Source organism: Acinetobacter sp. AOR14_HL (assembly GCF_027855175.1).
GTDB lineage: Bacteria > Pseudomonadota > Gammaproteobacteria > Pseudomonadales > Moraxellaceae > Acinetobacter > Acinetobacter calcoaceticus.
The window spans coordinates 80,096-97,843 of sequence record NZ_JAKTII010000022.1 but is presented as its reverse complement, the minus strand read 5'-3'; the positions used below and the strand labels follow the sequence as shown (position 1 = coordinate 97,843).

Below are 17,748 nucleotides of genomic sequence, written 5' to 3'. Positions count from 1 at the left end.
TTTATTGTTGCTATGATTTTTTAGTCGTAACGATTCTTAAGGCGTAGAAAACCTAGAGTCGATTAAACCGTTTTATAGACTGTTTAATTGGTATGGGTAGAGAGATTTTGGCAAAGGCCAAAAATTGAGAAGAATTAGTACGCATAGCGGACTCCTTTGTTAACAAAAGAAATCCTACCGATCACTGCTAAATGATGGTGGCAGGACGAAAGAGGGTTAGCAGACTGGCAACAAAGAAACCAGCACACCCGAAGGTGTCCCCCTTCCGCCCTACCGTAGAGAAAAAGGGGGCGAACGAGTTCACGATACACAAAACTAGGTTTCGTATATCGTCTTTGTTAGATAGGGTCTGCTAAAACCCGCTAGCAATGTAGGCCAGCCCGCAAAGGATAGTATTCGCTTTTGTTATCGTCAAGCGTAGGAAATGACATTTGTATTAAAGTAGAGCGGTTGCGGGAATAAAAAAGCCATTACAGTCTGAGTAATGGCTTGGGATTAGGTAGAGTTATTTTAAGAGCCTAATTACATGTCGTATCTTTTGGGCTTACTACTTTAGCAATTCAAATATAAGGATTTTTCAAGTTTCATTCACTATATTTAGATTAAATCTGAAAATTTTATAATTTTCTTTAAATTTCAATGCCATTTCATATTTAAACACTAAGTCACCAGTAAGATCATTTGGATTTTTTAAATCAAATAAAACATCAAAGAATTCCGATCTTTTATACTGATAAAAACTTAAAGATTCAAAAATACTTTTACTGGTTAAAAGAATATAATCTATATCATCAAAAAAAAGATCATATACTTCACATTCACCAATATGACAAATATAACCATCATTACTACTATTTTTAAAGTGTATAGGCATAGCTTCATTTTTATTCCATTTATAGCGACGAAGTATATTCTTTAATTTTTGATTACCAACTAAAAGAATAGGTTCTTCAATTTCACTAATTTGTACAGTAATTACTTGAAGAATCTCTTCTATAGATGTACTTGAATAAGTATAAGAAATCGGGAGTTTTAATATTTTAGATATAATAGATTTTTTTAAATGCCTTAAAATACCATCCTTAATCCACTCTTCCTCATTAATTACAACTTCACTAGTAACTCCATCAGCAATATATTTTTTCTCATAGTTTTCAAAAGTAAAAATTCCACTTTTAAAATCATTAGATTTACTTTCAATAAATTCAAATAAATTAAAAGGATAAGATGCTTTTTTATCTTGAATTATACTAGATGCAATTTTAGATAATGCTAAGATTTTCTCTGGATCAATAGGAGCATCGATAATAGACTTATTATTTTTATTTTTTAATTTTTCAATAATATTTTCGATTGATTTTATAAAATTTTCTTTAAGATCAGAAAACACATCATCTTCGAATAATATATATTTATAATTTTCTTCTTGCCATTTATTCAATGTAAAAATCCATGATTCTAAATCAAGAATAATATAATTAATATCAGCTAAATTATAAAATTTAGTGGAAAGAAGCTGATAAAATTTAGAAGACAAGTCCCATTGATTTTTAGAAAGTGATAGTGCAATTTCTATATAACTATCCTTCAAGCTATTTACTCCTTCAACTGAACCCATATATGTTCGTCCAGTTATGAGTTGATCTTTAAATAAATTACTATAATTCTCTATAATTTGGTTAAGCAATGATTGATATGAATTCTCTTTACTTTGAGAATAGTCCCTATGCCTGATATAAGTTTCTACCAACTTTCCAGCATTTGAAATCGATTCAAGATTTTCAGATATAGATGTTGGATGTATTCTCCGCCCCATTAATAATGCATCTATCATTTCTTTTATAATATCTATAGATAAGAAACTACTCTTTTTCAGCAAATAACAAGCTGTTATTAATCTTAAGTCAAAATGATAGTTTTGAAAAGCAAGCTGATAAGCAGTTTCTCTAGAGTATTTTTCTGAACCAGTAATTATATTCCAAATAAAATCAGTCTCAGGTATATTAAGCATAGAAATGTTTAATATAGTAGAATTCCACATATAGCTATCATAAAAAGTGGATCTACTCGTAAATTTCTCTAACCAATGATTTAGCATATCAATGCTCCAACCAACTGCTCGAGAATTTTTGAAAGATAATGCTGCTATTATAGTCTTTGCTGTGAATTGAAGATGGGTTTTAAAAGCTAATAAAGTCTGCTCATTCTTATAATCTCTTTTCAAGGGTGGTTCAATATATTGAATCCAGCTTTCCCAAGAACCTACAAACTTATTTAGAATTTCTTCATAATTTTTATCAGTTCTAGGATTTCTATTAATCTCAAATGAATACCACTCTAGAAGAATTTCCCATAAGTTATAGTTTTGTTCAATGTGTGTTTTTATTTCCTCATCTGTAAGGCTCGATCTATATCCATATAATCGCTTATGAAAATATAAAATCTCATTATAAAATTCTGTATTATCGATTATTTTAAATACAGATGCTTTTGATATAATAAAATACTCAACTAATAAATTATTAAAATAACTTCTACCAAAAATTGAACCATCCGTTAATAACAACCAATTATCATTTCTTTTATTATCATTAAAAAATTCTAATGCAGAAGCAACATTCACATGATAGTCAATTAAATTTCCTATGGTTTCCTTAAATGCACGAATATCATTATCCCTTAAAGATAAATGAATAGGATCTATAAAGTTTTTAAAAAGATTAAGTAACTCTTCATCACTTTCAATAGCTATCTTCTTATTAAATGAAAATGAATAATTATAGAGAAATTCAAGGCATGGCAAGAAGCTAAAACCTTTAGTTTTTCCTATCAAATAAAACTCATCACCGATTTCTCTAATATCCCATATTAGTTTTTGATCTTGTTTTTTCCTATATTTAAGATAGTTTGTTTGCAAGTAAATAACCAAATTAATTAGATAAAATCTAATATTAATCAATTCATACTTATTCTTAATTTTTATTTCTATAGGTAAAATCTCTGAGTCATCCCAAGAGAAACTCAAAAGCTTTAATTTTTTTGTATCAAACTCCTTTATCAATCCATAGTAGGGTGCATTTTTAATAAAATTATTTTTCAACCTTTTACTTATATCGATTCGACAAGCTTCCTGAATTGAAAATCGAAGAATTATTTCCTCTCTAGAATGATCATTCATTATTAGAAAAGTTTTACTAAAAAACCATGCCGTTAGAAAAATATTAAATATTAGCCATATTGCGGATGTAATGCAAAATACTAAATAAATAGAATCAACTAAAAAAGAGCGAATGAAAAAACTTATAAGAATAAAAATTGATAAAGCTAAGCCACTTAAGCCTGCAAACATAAAACCTGAATATTTTTTATAAATTGGAAATATAACACTATTCGATGTTTTCTGATTAGAAAAAATACTAATAAAACTGATGACCAATGGATACACCACACAAACAATTGTCAGCTGAGCACCCAAAAATGTACTTTGCCACGAAATCAACTCTTTCCAAGATAGAAAAAAATCTGAATAACTTTTTGTTATTTCAAGCTTGATCAAAAAATATATAAGCCAACTAATCAGAACAAAGTAGATACTGATAAGAACTGTATATTTCTTATAATTGGTAGACCAAAGAATGATATTTCGCTCTAAAACGTTCCACCTTGTCTTTTGGTAAATTTTATTTTTATAAAGTGTTTCTTTTAGCTCTTTTTCAATTCTATTCTTAAGTGTTTGCATGATATCTTATGTAATACTTTGTCTTTTAAATTATAAACTTAAATTAATATATTCGCAAAAAAATAGGTCACATTCAGACTAAAAATTCAATTTCCTCATTAAGAATGATGTACATTTATTGGAGATCTATAACCCTAAATAACGACAGACTAAATAAGGCTTTTTCCTTTAATTAGCAGTAATACCTTTAAATCTTTTGTATTAGCTTTATAAGAAGCTTTTATCTACTATTTTAATTTTATTGTTTCAACTGTTCTAATATTCAATATAATACCTAGACAAAGCTTCTTTAATTTTACTTCAAAATGATTCAGAGGCCTTTCAGCTAAAGATTTTTCTTGATAAGCAAAATTTATCAATCCATCAACTTCTTACGGCGATACAACCCACAATTCCCAGAAAATAGCGCTGCCAACAAACAAGTAATAATGGCATAAGTCGCAACATTCATTCCAAATAGCTCAACAGCTAAAATAATAGACGTCAACGGCGCTTTACTCGCCCCCGAAAACAGACTCACCAAACCTAAGCCTGCAAGCAATGAAATTGGCAAGTTTAAAACCGCCCCTAAAGCATTACCTAATGTCGCACCCACATAAAACAATGGCGTAATCTCACCACCTTTAAAACCCGAACCTAAAGTAATGGCAGTAAAAATGGTCTTGTTAAAAAAGTCGTAAAATTCAATCGGCACATAAAAAGATGCAATGATTTTATCTGTGCCCAAACCATTGTATTGCTGATGCGCAGTGAACAAAGTAAGTAGCATAATCACGATACCGCCCACCATCGTTCTTAATGGCAAATAGCGAATGTATTTGTAAAAGATGTCACTGGCAAAATGGATTGCAGCAATAAAGAAACGTGCAATCAAACCAAAGATTAACCCTGCCACAATTAAGTTCATGAGCGTGCCGAAATGAATAGGCGGAAACTCACTAATCACATAAAAAATGTGTGGGTGAACAATATCGAATAGCTCAGGGATGGTCGATGCTACAAGAGCAGACACAAAACATGGAAACATGGCTGAATATCTTAAATTACCTAAAGCAGTAATTTCCAAGCCATAAATTGCACCCGCCAGAGGCAAGCCAAATACCCCTGCAAAGCCCGCACCAATACTGGCGATTAAACAAATTTTTCGGTTATCTTCCGAGACTTTTAATATATGGCTCAAGTGATCAATTAAAGCACCTGAAAGCTGAACTGCTGGTGCCTCACGCCCTGCCGAACCACCAAACAACTGCGTTAAAATTGAGGTGATAAAAATGATGGGGCTCATTCGTTTTGGAATGAACGATTTAGGCTGGTGAATTTCATCAATGAGTAAATGGGTTCCCCGTTCAATGGGTGAACCATATTTTTTAATGAGATAACCAATACCAAACCCAACAAAAGGCAAGAAATAGATGAGCCAGTGATGCAGACTTCTGACTTTATTTGAAATATCAAAAGCCACAAAAATTAAAGTCGAAGCCAGCCCCGCGACGACTCCAATCACAATCGAGATGACGAGCCAATAGACACTGTATTTTAGAATTTGATCATATTCAGATGAAGGTAGAATTTTCATTCGCGTTCTTCAATTAGCCTTTAAAATGGATGATAAATTCTCAATTTTTTTATGCAGCCAGCTCATTAAGTGAGAAATGCTTAAACTGGTCTAAAAATTAAAGCTCGCATAAGGCGAGCTTTCAATACAGTGATCAATCTTGATATCACCAAACTGGGCGAAATATCTCATAACCCATTCTGGCTTTCAAGTTGAAAATGGTTAACGGGTACTGTGAAAATGGCTAACTGAGTTAATAAATAAGCATTCGATTTGACCCGATCAAACAAGAAACACAATCAGGCCAAATCACATGTTCAAATCTTAATTAATACTACCAATAATGGTTTCTGCATGGCAGGTCGCGCCCTTCTCTGCCTCTATCTGAATCACCCCACTGCGATGCGCCAGTACCTGAACTTCCATTTTCATAGCTTCCATAATGGCGACCACTTGCCCTTCTGTGACTTGCTCTCCATTTTCGACTTTCCAAGCGCTAATCACACCATTAATTGGGGCAAGTAAATGCTCAGCACTTACTTCTGGCTCGTTAGTTTGTGCTTGACTTGCCGTTGCTGGACCTTGTGCAAACATGCCCGCTGGTAAACCTAAACGGTGTAACTTGCCATCAATTTCAATGTAGCTCAGCAACATCGGTTGTTGATGGTTTGGAATACCGCGTTTAGTTGGCTTTAACTCTTGTTTAAAGTCATTCTCGATCCAACGGGTGTGTACATTAAATTCATCTGTAAAGTCAGGTTCATTGAGTACCGCACGGTGAAAGTCTAAAACCGAAGCCACGCCTTCAATTTTAAATTGCTTCAAAGCACGTTTAGCGCGAGCAATTGCAACTTCACGGGTTGGACCAGTCACAATCAGTTTTGCCATGAGTGAGTCAAAGTGGCTAGACACTAATGAACCAGTTCGAACGCCTGTATCCACTCGTACACCATTACCAAACGGTGCCTCAAACAAACTCAACACACCAAACGCAGGAATAAACCCACGTGCTGGGTCTTCGGCATTAATACGAAACTCAATCGCATGGCCTTGGGCTTTTGGAGTTTCTTTAATGGAAAGCGCTTGGCCCTGCGCGACACGAATTTGCTCTACCACCAAATCGACTTTTGAGGTTTCTTCGGTAACTGGGTGCTCAACTTGCAAACGTGTGTTTACTTCTAAAAATGAAAGCTTTCCATCGCGGCTCAGTAAATATTCAACTGTTCCTGCACCAACGTAATTTGCAGCCTGACAAATGTCTTTTGCCGAGGTTAAAATTTGTTGATAAATCTCGTCGCTAATAAATGGTGCTGGCGCTTCTTCGACTAACTTTTGGTTACGGCGTTGCAACGAGCAATCACGTGTGCCAAGTACAACAATGTTGCCATGCTGATCGGCAATCACTTGCGCTTCTACATGGCGCGGTTTATCGAGATATTGCTCGACAAAACATTCACCACGACCAAAGGCAGCTTTTGCCTCTCGTACTGCCGACTCATAAAGCTCTTGAACTTCTTCGAGTTTCCACGCAACTTTTAAGCCGCGGCCACCGCCACCAAACGCAGCTTTAATGGCAATCGGTAAACCAAATTGTTTAGCAAACTCTAAAGCTTCATCTGCATTGTTGAGTGGATCTTGCGTACCTTGAACTAACGGCGCGCCCACTGAAGCGGCAATTTTACGCGCTTCGATTTTATCGCCTAGTTTTTCAATGGCACTTGGTGAAGGCCCTACCCATTTTAAGCCTGCATCAATCACGGCTTGGGCAAATTCGGCACGTTCAGATAAAAAGCCATAACCCGGATGAACCATAGTCGCTTTCGATTTTTTGGCAACTTCGATAATGGCAGGAATATTTAAATAGGTTTCGCTGGCAGTCGCACCAGCCAAGCCCCATGCTTCATCTGCAAGTTCGACATGCATGCTGCCAATGTCATCATCTGCATATAACGCAACCGATGCAATTCCCATATCACGGCAAGCATGGATAATACGAACGGCAATTTCACCACGGTTAGCAATCAATAATTTTTCTGTATTCATCATTCATTCTCAAAATCTGTAAATTCTGCAATTTTTTTAAATTTGATATGGCAACCTGCTGGTATCTGCGCCACCAAATCCCAATGGTGTTTAGCAACAGCGCCAATGACTGGATATCCGCCCGTTAAAGGGTGATCATTCATAAACAAAACCGGCTGACCACTCGGTGGAATCTGCAAAGCACCAATGCATGTGCCTTCACTTTCCAGTTCATGGGTAATTTTGCGAGATAAAGGCTGCTCACCTGAAAGTCTTAGGCCGACTCGGTTGCTCTCATTGGTCACCAACCATTCTTGCTGACACAGCAGTTCAATACTGTCTTGCTCAAACCAGTCTGTGCGTGGTCCCATCACAATATCTAGCTCAACTACTTCACCAGCTTTTGGCAAATCGCTTTTGCCTACTTCATTTACACTAATGTTGGCTACCTTCACCTGTCCTAGATAAATCGTATCTCCAAGCTTTAAAGGCTCTGGCCCTAACACCGCCAAGCTGTCAAACGAAGCACTATTGAGTACTGGTTCAACGTCTATGCCACCACGAATAGCCAAATAATTTCGAAGCCCTGCTGTCGGTGGCTGAATTTGAAATTCATCACCTTCATCCAGATCAATCGGTTGATAGCTTTCAAAGTCTGCTGTTTGACCATCGGCAAATTTCACACGAATGTTTGAAATGGCACCTGCAACCGCAATAACGCCAGCATGCTGCATTTTGGCTTTTAAGCCACCATTTAAAACTTCAATGACGGGTGTATCGGTTGGGTTACCCACAATACGGTTAGCACTATGCATGGCAGATAAGTCCATTGCACCTGCGACTCCGACACCAATATTGGTCTGGTTTAACCGTCCTTCATCTTGAATAAGCATCTGTAAACTTGGTGCAGTGATCTTAAACAGTGGTGTAGATTGTTTAGGCTCAACCGTACGAGTAATTTGCTGCGGTACATTTACGGTTGTTGGGCGATGCGTAACATCTTCAAAATGTACGGTCATGCCCGGTAACAGCAATGCAGGATTTTTACGCTCTAAATCCCACATTTTTTCCGATGTTGTACCAATAAGCTGCCAGCCACCCGGACTGTCTTTTGGGTAAATACCAGAGTATTTTCCAGCCAAGCCTAAAGAACCTGACGGTATTTTTTTACGCGGAACTGTTAAGCGTGGAATATCGGTAAAAGGCCGATCGGGACTGCTCATATAAGCAAAACCCGGCGCAAAACCAATAAAAGCCACATTCCACACGCTTTCGTGATGTTTTCTAATCACATCTGCGATCGACAAACCTTGTAACTCAGCAACCTGAGCAAGGTCTTCACCGTCATAACGAATCGGTACAATTACTTCTTGTCCGCTACGCTCAAATCCAGAATCAATCTTGAGGCTCTGAATTGAAGCAACCAGCGTTTTAAAATTGGTTTCGATCTCGTTAAAAAAAACCAAAATTGTTTTTGCAGCAGGGACTAAGTCTTTAATTCCATTCAATTGCGTATTTTGCAATTTATTGTACAACGCCAAAGTTTCCTCTAGGCTCGCAAGCTCAATCAGAAAACAATCGGCGTTTACCGATAAAAAACGCATTTGCTTATCCTTTTAATTCTTCTTTAGTCCAGTTAGCCAATCCAAGCACGGTCAGGAATGTCGGTAATAAACATGTGACCCGGTGCATGACTAATCGCAAAAGGAATTTTCGAGTTCATGACTGCCGCTTGAGGCGTTACACCGCAAGCCCAAAACACTGGAATTTCACCCGCTTCAATACGTGAGGCATCACCAAAGTCTGGCTTATTTACATCCTGAATTCCTAAGCTTTCAGGGTGCCCGATATGCACAGGTGCACCATGAACACTTGGCATACGCGCGGTAATTTTTACAGCTTCACTAATTTGATGAGATGGAATTGGTCGCATTGAAACCACCATATTTCCAGAAATACGCCCTGCTGGCTGGCACTGAATATTGCTCAGATACATCGGCACATTGGTGTCATCATGGATATGGCGAACTTCAATACCCGCTTCTTGCAAAGCTGTTTCAAACGAAAAACTACAACCAATTAAGAAAGTAACCAAATCTGGATGGGCATTATAAATCTCGCTTGCATCGGTCACTTCATCGACCATTTCGCCATCTTTCCAAACGCGATAACGGGGGAAATCAGTTCGGATGTCTGAGTCTGCGGCAAGCTTGGTTGCATAGATGCCTTCTTCGAGCACATCGAGCACTGGACAACTTTGCGGATTACGGTGTGCGTAAAGAAGGAAATCGTAAGCCCACTCTTTTGGCACTGAAATCATGTTGACCTGAGTCATGCCAGCCGCCATTCCTGCTGTTGGTTTATCAAAACCTGCACGGATTTTTAAACGCGCATCTAACGCAGCTTCAAGCTGAGCTGGGTCGACTTTAATATCCTTATACATTGTGCTCATCCTTATGCTTTGTTTACAAACGGGCGGATTTCAATATTGTTTTTTACAAGCTCGGCTTTAATGGCTGCCGACATTTCTAGCGCACCGTCAGTGTCGCCATGTAGGCAAATGGTGTCGGCTTGAATTGGGGTAAATACACCGTCAATTGACTCAACTCCACCATTTTTAAGCATTGAAACCACACGACTGGCAACAAATGCCGAGTCGTGTAAAACCGCACCTTCTAGGCGGCGAGATACCAATGAACCATCGCTGTTATACGCACGGTCAGCAAATGCTTCAGACACGACTTTTAAATCAGCCGCACGTGCCTGCTCTACTAAATTTGATCCAGCCAAAGCCACCAAAACCAGTTCAGGGTTATACATTTTAATCGCATCAATCACGGCTGCTGCTTGAGCTTGGTCATGTGCAATGGTGTTGTAGAGCGCGCCATGTGGTTTAACGTATTGCACTTTTGAGCCTGCCACTTTAGCCAAGCCATCGAGTGCAGAAATTTGGTAAAGCACATCAGCAATCAATTCGTCACGTGACAAATCCATATTACGGCGGCCAAAGCCTACAAGGTCTGGGTAAGACACGTGAGCGCCAATGGTCACGCCAAGCTCAACGGCTTTACGAACCGTTTTTAAAATGCCGAGTGGGTTGCCCGCATGAAAGCCACAAGCAATATTGGCACTGGTCACGACAGGTAAAATCTGGTCATCATTACCCATTTTCCATGACCCAAAGCTCTCACCCAAATCACTATTTAAATCTACAAACATGGCATCATTCCTTTATCACTTAACAAAGTCTGGCTTAAAGCTTGGTCAAATAGTTAAACACTGTCGTAAACGACATATAGCCCATCCACCACGTCAACAGACATGTTAATCCACCCAAAATAAGTAACCATTTTGGATAGTTATAATTACCCATTAAATCTTTACGGCATGCAGCAACATATACAAAAATTGTAAGGCCAATTGGCAACACTAAACCGTTAAAACCACCGACAAAAATGAGTAGACCTGCTGGAGTTGCGCCTAATAACACATACAGCAATAAAGCCAATGCGATAAAAGTAATGGTCGTATAGTTGTTTTGTTTTGGTGTTAAGTTCTTTTTAAACACGTTAAAGAACGACACTGAAGTATATGCTGCGCCAATGGTGCTACTAATGCCGGCTGCCCAGAAAATTAAACCAAATAATTTAAAACCAAATGTGCCCGCTGCATATTGGAATGCTTGAGCTGCAGGATTGGCGTCATGGCTGGCTAAATCAATATTTGCACCACTCACCACTACACCTAAAAATGCTAAAAACAGCACATAGCGCATGATGCCGACAACAATAATGCCCTTGGTTGCAGCTTTAGCGACTTCATCAATATTTTCAGGACCAACAGCGCCTTTATCGAGTAAACGATGTGCGCCTGCATAGCAAATATAACCACCAACCGTACCGCCGACAATGGTCGTAATAATGGCGAAGTCAATCTGATCTGGAGCAAAGGTTTGATGTACAGCTTGACCCACAGGAGGCATTACGATGACGGCAACAATAATGATCAGGAGAATTTTAAGCAATCCCAACACGATCATGCTTTTATCCATGGCAAGCGTTGCTTTTCTTGAGGCAAAAATCAAAATGGCTAACGCACCACTTAAAATACCGCCCCACTTTGTGTCTAGGCCAAAAAGCGCATTTAGACCTAAAGCCGCACCTGCAATGTTACCAATACTAAAGAAAAAACCACCTAGAATGACCAGAAAAGCCAGTAAGTAACCACTGCCGGGAATTGCTTTATTGGCAATATCCGATGCACGCATTTGAGTGAGTGTGACCACTCGCCAAATATTTTGTTGAACCACATAATCAATCAGAATGGAAACTAAAATGGCAAAGCCAAATGCCGCGCCTAACTTCACTGTAAATACAGCAGTTTGGGTTAAAAAGCCGGGCCCCATTGCAGAGGTCGCCATCATAAAGATTGAGGCAACAATGGCCCATTGGCGATCTGATAAAAAAGAAGATTTCAGTAAAGACATATTAATGCGTTCCTCATCCATTTGAGCTTAACAACGCTATTTGCAAGTTGAACCAAGAACACCATTTCGTTCCCAAACGATATTCTTTAATCCTTTTAAATGACAAAGATTCCCTGTTCCCCAATCAACACAATCGGTGATCAAATCTTGTATCTAAAATAAAAACATAGCTAATCCCTACGGACAATAAGACTTTTTACATAAAATAAAAACATCAAATATTTGATTTTAAATGATTTAATGTTTATTAAAAAATCAGGATAAGTTTTACTTATCAAACTTCATAAGCTGCTTTTATGACTTTGCATGCAAGCAGCCTATTTAAAATAAGAAAAAATATTTTATAAAAAATAATAACAGCGCTTATTTTTGGATTTTTTCATTGAGGCTTTTCATGGCACTTTCCGAGACTTTAACGGCAACCTCTGTCAATTTTTCTTTCAAGGCAACATCATTTCCTTGAATGTAGATCGAGGTAAAATGAAAGGTCTTTAACTGAATGGGTGTATTTAATATTTCTAGTCGGCCATCAGTAATTTCTTTTAAAGCGGTTAAGGTCGGCACGACAGCAATACCTAAGCCTTGCTCAGCTAAACGCAACAGAGTTGCCAATGAATAACTGGTAATTGAAAGTGGTTCATCAATCCCTTGTTCTTTCATTCTGGCTTTCAATTCTTTATAGGGATAAGTAATTTTTGGATAAGTTAAAATGGTATGAGACATGAGAGTTTTAAAAGACATTTGAGCCACACAGCCCTTAAATGACGGCGAAGCCAAAAAGCTCAGCTCAAAGTCACACAATGCCTGTTCAATACATTCAAAAGCCAACGTTGGCCCCAACAAAAAGGCCATGTCCAAATCACCTGTACGCACACCTTCTTGTAAGTTAGGTGTTAGGTCCACCACAATTTCTACTGAAATTTTTGGAAATTCTTGCTGAACCTTTTCGATATATTCAACCAACCATGTATAAACAATAGTTTCGGAAACGCCTAAACGAATGGTACCAGTCAGGTGCTGGTTTTCAGTCAGTTCAGCCACCAGATCTGTCTCTAGTCGCATAAATTTTTCGGCGTACTTAAATAAAGTTAAACCTTTGTGTGTTGGTTTAAGCTGCCGATAACTTCGATCTAAAACTTTAAAGCCTAATTCATTTTCAAGAGATGTGATTTTTTGAGAGACCGCAGGCTGTGTGGTTTGTAATTTAGTCGCGGCCTTATTGAAGCTCTTTAAAGTCACAACCCAATAAAATGCTTCAAGATTCTTTAAATTCACGTTTCATCCTGTCTTAAAAAACTCCTTTACTTTTATAGTATGGGAGTTGTTAGCGTGATTAGGCTAGCAATAAATAAATTTTTAAATAAAATTAGCCATCCAAATTTTTAAATGCTTTAGAAAGCTGACTAATTGTTTTGATCTGTTTTGAATAACGGCGGCATGAGCGGCACGCCAATAAATGCAGTTGTAAACCACTTTGCTCACGTAATAACAATGGTCTATCTTGCTTTTCAGACAACAGTTGAGTGGCTTGTCGACATGTCAGCATGAACAATCCTCCTTCAATAACCATTTATTTTCTAAACATTCACGTAGTCGGGTACGACTCCGATACATCAACACATTAAAGTTTGAGATAGACAATTCCAACTTGCTACAAATCTCATTAGAACTCAGCTCTATCACCTCTCTCATCATAAAAACTTGAGCATATTTGGCGGGTAAATGATTTAAACAAGCTTCAAAAATCATCCAAAAATCTGCCTGCTCCATCATTTCTTCAGGGCTTTGCCATGCTTGAGGCGCTTCATATTTATGCCAATGTCCAGAAGCATCAAACAGTGCATCAATACTCAGTTCACTTTCCTCATCTTTAAATAATTCAGTCATTGCGACCAAGCGCGATTTTTGCCGAATCATATCAATAATTTTATTTTTTAAAATGGCAAACACCCATGTTTTAAACGCAGCACGCCCTTTAAATGAATCTAAATGCTGGAAAGCACTCGTTAATGCCTCTTGCACCACATCTTCAGCTTGAGGAAGAGAAGAAAGCTGTAAAAAAGCAAATTTTATCATTTGCTGTCTTAAGTCTTGTAAAAAGGCTGGATTATGCAACTGATCTTCTATTTCTTCATGATCAGATGCCACGGCTGAAGTCATCCTTATACCTCTTTAAAATCATGGGGAACTTGAATCAATCGCACTCGAGTTAAAAGTGCTTTTAGTTCTTGAATCTGCAGATAAATATCATGTTCAGACAAATCAGTGAGTACAGATTGAATGAGTGTATGAATATCTTGGTCAGTTAACTTTACATTTTGAGTCAACTGTTCAATCACCATAGCAAACAAAGGCGAAAGCTGTTCAATACATACTTTGTCTTGTTCATCTCGCCAGACCATAATTGCTCCAGGCATAGACTCGACCTGTTCTGGAGTCATTAAAGTTGTCCACGTATAAACGGGATATTGATAAACCAATACCCATACCTTCGTGGTTAACTGCCAATCACAGTTTTTCTGCAAGACTATTTTTTCAATTTCAACAGTATCTAAATACAACTCAAGCCATTCAAACTGCAACAACTCAGCCAACCAAGGATATTCTTGCAATATCGGGTGCTGCTGATCTGTCAAATACTCTCTAAACTCCAGAGAAATATCATTATACCAAGGTGAGCGGCACTGGGCTTTTTGAAAAAATTCCGAGAGTAATTGTTGCCACTTTAATTCTGGCAACATCGCACGAGCTACGGGATAAACTAACTCAATAAATGAGCTGACATTATTAAAAAGCAAGTCTCGATAAATATGCATTCGTTCGGCAGGAAGAGCTTGAGGTAATTCCAAATCAGGATCTCTAATCCAGTCACAAAACTGTTGTTGCATGGTTTGGAAGGATATTTGATTTTCCTTCATAGCCACTCTCCTGTTGTTGAATTATTTTAATTTTGGCTAGTTCCTCTTCTAGCTCTCGCCATGATGGAATATTAAAGTCGCGCTCAAGTAAAGTTGCTTTCACACCACATACTTGATAGGTATATCTCAATAGTTCCCATACGCGATCACAAACTTCTGCGCCATGCGTATCAATTAATAAATTTTTCTGAACTTGTTCATGCCCAGCAATATGTAAATAACGGATTCTCTCTTTTGGCATCTCCCGAATAAATCCAAACGCATCACTGCCATGATTAATACTGTTGACATAGACATTATTTACATCCAGAAGTAAATCACAGTCTGCATATTGAAGAACTTCACGGATAAATTCCGCTTCACTCATTTCAGCATTGGGCATTAAATAAGTAGAAACATTCTCTATGACTAATCGTCTTCCTAAAATATCTTGAACACGTAAAATACGTTCAGCGACATATTTAACAGCAGCTTCAGTCATGGGGATTGGCAACAAATCATATAGATAGCCCCCATCATTTGTATAACTTAAATGTTCAGAATAAATAGAGACATCATATTGTTCTAAAAAGCTTTTTATTTTGCTGATAAATTCAAGATTCAGTGGATGAGGACCGCCAATAGACAATGACAAGCCATGACAAATTAATGGGGCTTTTTCAACACACTGCGCGAGTAATTTTGCATGTCGTCCACCAAAACCTAGCCAGTTTTCAGGAGCAACTTCGATAAAATCGGGACATGTTTTTGCATCTAAAAACGAATCTATAAAATCACGCCTTAAACCCAGCCCTACGCCTGACAAATCCATCATGGTGATTTCTCCTTTTGGAAATGATGCCGACACTTACCAGAAGGTCGACATCATCCATGATCAGATTGTTTACTTAGCGCCGCACTTACCGTCAGCGACTTTTTTATCTGCACCGCACTTGCCGTCCGCTGCTTTTTTATCTGCACCACATTTTGCTTCGGCAGACTTTTCGTGGTTTTTCATTTTGTTGGCTCCGCATTTTGCTTCACCACATTTTCCATCTGCTGCTTTGGTTGCATGTGCTTCGGTTGTTGTATGGGTTGCTGCTACCACTTGTGTAGCGCCAGCAACTGATAGTGCTAATAATGCCGCCACTGAAGTCATTGAGTTGAGTTTATTCATTTTAGTATTCCTTTAAAGATAAATTCTCGGTTTGTACATTTGTACGTATAGTTAGACGGACCAAATCCTTTTTTATTACACCTTAAATAAAAATTTTTTTTATGTAAGAAATACAGTTCCTATCCGACTAATTAATATTCAATCGCATCGGATGTGAAATTATCATGAAGAATTTTATTTATGGTTTATCTCAATATTATCAAACACTGGGTAAAACTCTACAACATGCGGACGGCGTCGCAGCTCTGGCTCTTAGATTGTATTTAGTTCCTATATTTTGGATGGCAGGTACAAATAAATTAATGCACTTCAATGATATTGTAGAGTGGTTTGGCAACTCAGATGGAGGTTTAGGACTTCCCTTTCCGCATTTAATGGCCCTGCTTGCAACAACAACTGAACTCGCGGGTGCAATATTATTAACATTTGGCCTCTTTACTCGCTTAATTAGTATTCCCCTCATTATTACGATGTTGGTTGCTATATTTACGGTACATCTACCAAATGGATGGCAAGCGATTGCTGATCCAAATGCACCCTTTGCAAACATGCAGGTCTTGGAGTCAGCTGAAAAGTTAGAAAAGGCTCGCGAAATATTACAAACCTACGGCAATTATGACTGGCTCACTTCCAATGGTTCGTTTGTAATTTTAAATAATGGAATTGAGTTTGCCACTACGTATTTAGTCATGCTTCTCGCACTGCTTGTTCTTGGAGGCGGCCGTTATTTTAGTTTAGATTATTGGATTAAAAAGAAACTGTCTAATTAATCATTACGTTAAGAACCCTCATGGCGGCAACATTGAGTATCTTTTTCTTATTGTGTGCCATGTTTAGCTCATGACACACAATCAATAGTGAGGCAATTTGGTAAAACCAGAAGCTTGTATGAAATTATCTAACTCTCACAAAAATAATATCAAGGTCTTTTTTGGGTACAAATTTGGTTTTGGTCATCTGAAATTGAGTTGGACTAATCTTTTTAACTTGACCATCCCAGCAAAAAGAAACCAGTTCATTTTTATCGCGCTCAATGGTTAACTTAAAGTTTTCAATCGGCTTTGCCCAATTTGCACCTGTCGTCAAAATATAGCCCAAAGCACTAAATGGTGAATTTTCTGCACGGGCTTTTTTTAAGCCCTGCTTAAATTGCTTATCCATACAAAATTGTCGGCTATCTTCCTCGGGATATAAAGCAACAGAACCACCCACCAAAGGTTTATATTCATGGTGAATTTTAGTCAAACTATTGGCTTTAAAGGTTTGCTTCCAACTATAGATCACTTGAGATGACCACGGGATTACATCATCTTTTTTAAAATTAGCTAAAATTTTCTGTATTTGTGGTTTATTACATTGCTTTAGCTTATCTACATAATACTCATAATCATAGTTATTACGCAGCCACGGGTTGAGCATATCTTTTTCACTAAAACCGCATTGCTTAAACTCATCTGTTGCATCAATTAGCGATGATTTTTCATCTTTTTGAATAAACGTTCTGACATGCATTTCCGGTTTTATATTTTTCCCATCCACCACTATCTTAAAACTTTTTAGAAGTTCTTCGGTATGGGCAAAATCAGACTCAAAAAAATTATCAATGCGCGGTAAGGGAAATAAAATGGTTTCAGTGACCTCTTTATTGCTTAGGTTTTTATAGAGGTAATCGACCTTAATCAGTTTTTTACTAATAAATAGATCTTCGCTTTGCATGGCAATCTGCGAATTTTTGAGATATTGAATTCCACCCGTACCGACATAGCCCGTAGAATCATTGGCTACGCTATAGGTCGATAGTTGAATTAATACAGCAAAAGTCATTACAAGCTTTTTCATTTTAAAGCGCTCTATATCATTTTCTAATTATGG

Annotated in this window: 15 protein-coding genes; 1 reads left to right on the top strand and 14 read right to left on the bottom strand. The window is 37.6% G+C overall.

Going from position 1 to position 17,748, the window contains the following annotated elements; all coding sequences use genetic code 11:
* Positions 1 to 577: 577 nt before the first annotated feature.
* The 13 genes from MKL38_RS18545 to MKL38_RS18485 all read right to left on the bottom strand — a co-directional run bounded on the left by MKL38_RS18545 (position 578) and on the right by MKL38_RS18485 (position 15,876).
* On the bottom strand, positions 578 to 3,739 hold the full coding sequence (locus MKL38_RS18545; RefSeq protein WP_270904060.1) for a hypothetical protein: 3,162 nt from the start codon (positions 3,737 to 3,739) through the stop codon (positions 578 to 580).
* 355 nt (positions 3,740 to 4,094) lie between these two features.
* Positions 4,095 to 5,315, bottom strand: coding sequence for a chloride channel protein (locus MKL38_RS18540; RefSeq protein ID WP_270904059.1), 1,221 nt, complete (start codon positions 5,313 to 5,315; stop codon positions 4,095 to 4,097).
* 303 nt (positions 5,316 to 5,618) lie between these two features.
* On the bottom strand, positions 5,619 to 7,337 hold the full coding sequence (locus tag MKL38_RS18535; RefSeq protein WP_270904105.1) for an acetyl/propionyl/methylcrotonyl-CoA carboxylase subunit alpha: 1,719 nt from the start codon (positions 7,335 to 7,337) through the stop codon (positions 5,619 to 5,621).
* A complete protein-coding gene (locus MKL38_RS18530) occupies positions 7,337 to 8,920 on the bottom strand; it encodes an urea amidolyase family protein (RefSeq protein ID WP_270904058.1) in 1,584 nt (527 codons plus the stop codon). Before MKL38_RS18530 ends, MKL38_RS18535 begins: the two co-directional genes overlap by 1 nt.
* A gap of 32 nt (positions 8,921 to 8,952) precedes the next feature.
* Positions 8,953 to 9,768: a putative hydro-lyase gene (locus MKL38_RS18525; RefSeq protein ID WP_270904057.1), complete on the bottom strand. Its 816-nt coding sequence runs from the start codon at positions 9,766 to 9,768 to the stop codon at positions 8,953 to 8,955.
* A gap of 2 nt (positions 9,769 to 9,770) precedes the next feature.
* A complete protein-coding gene (locus MKL38_RS18520) occupies positions 9,771 to 10,535 on the bottom strand; it encodes a LamB/YcsF family protein (RefSeq protein ID WP_270904056.1) in 765 nt (254 codons plus the stop codon).
* 34 nt (positions 10,536 to 10,569) lie between these two features.
* Positions 10,570 to 11,823 carry an NRAMP family divalent metal transporter gene (locus MKL38_RS18515; RefSeq protein ID WP_003650999.1) on the bottom strand — a complete coding sequence of 418 codons (1,254 nt, stop codon included), beginning with the start codon at positions 11,821 to 11,823 and terminating at the stop codon, positions 10,570 to 10,572.
* Positions 11,824 to 12,165: 342 nt separating this feature from the next.
* A complete protein-coding gene (gene mumR, locus MKL38_RS18510) occupies positions 12,166 to 13,077 on the bottom strand; it encodes a LysR family transcriptional regulator MumR (RefSeq protein ID WP_127491274.1) in 912 nt (303 codons plus the stop codon).
* A 91-nt stretch (positions 13,078 to 13,168) separates the two neighbouring features.
* Positions 13,169 to 13,348, bottom strand: coding sequence for a zf-HC2 domain-containing protein (locus MKL38_RS18505; RefSeq protein WP_017400102.1), 180 nt, complete (start codon positions 13,346 to 13,348; stop codon positions 13,169 to 13,171).
* Positions 13,342 to 13,962 carry an RNA polymerase factor sigma-70 gene (locus MKL38_RS18500; protein WP_270904055.1) on the bottom strand — a complete coding sequence of 207 codons (621 nt, stop codon included), beginning with the start codon at positions 13,960 to 13,962 and terminating at the stop codon, positions 13,342 to 13,344. The genes MKL38_RS18505 and MKL38_RS18500 overlap by 7 nt, the downstream gene beginning before the upstream one ends.
* A gap of 2 nt (positions 13,963 to 13,964) precedes the next feature.
* The gene (locus MKL38_RS18495; protein ID WP_270904054.1) at positions 13,965 to 14,720 is read right to left on the bottom strand and encodes an HvfC family RiPP maturation protein; all 756 of its coding nucleotides are present in this window, start codon (positions 14,718 to 14,720) and stop codon (positions 13,965 to 13,967) included.
* Positions 14,671 to 15,534, bottom strand: a complete 864-nt coding sequence (locus MKL38_RS18490; RefSeq protein WP_270904053.1) for an HvfB family MNIO-type RiPP peptide maturase — start codon at positions 15,532 to 15,534, stop codon at positions 14,671 to 14,673. The genes MKL38_RS18495 and MKL38_RS18490 overlap by 50 nt, the downstream gene beginning before the upstream one ends.
* A gap of 69 nt (positions 15,535 to 15,603) precedes the next feature.
* The gene (locus MKL38_RS18485; RefSeq protein WP_270904052.1) at positions 15,604 to 15,876 is read right to left on the bottom strand and encodes an HvfA family oxazolone/thioamide-modified RiPP metallophore; all 273 of its coding nucleotides are present in this window, start codon (positions 15,874 to 15,876) and stop codon (positions 15,604 to 15,606) included.
* Between the two features lie 164 nt (positions 15,877 to 16,040).
* Here MKL38_RS18485 and MKL38_RS18480 point away from each other — a divergent pair, with 164 nt between their 5' ends.
* Positions 16,041 to 16,646: an HvfX family Cu-binding RiPP maturation protein gene (locus tag MKL38_RS18480; protein ID WP_270904051.1), complete on the top strand. Its 606-nt coding sequence runs from the start codon at positions 16,041 to 16,043 to the stop codon at positions 16,644 to 16,646.
* A 124-nt stretch (positions 16,647 to 16,770) separates the two neighbouring features.
* Here MKL38_RS18480 and MKL38_RS18475 read toward each other — a convergent pair whose 3' ends face one another.
* Positions 16,771 to 17,715 (bottom strand): DUF4424 family protein, encoded by a 945-nt coding sequence (locus MKL38_RS18475; protein WP_270904050.1) that lies wholly within the window; start codon positions 17,713 to 17,715, stop codon positions 16,771 to 16,773.
* Positions 17,716 to 17,748 lie beyond the last annotated feature (33 nt).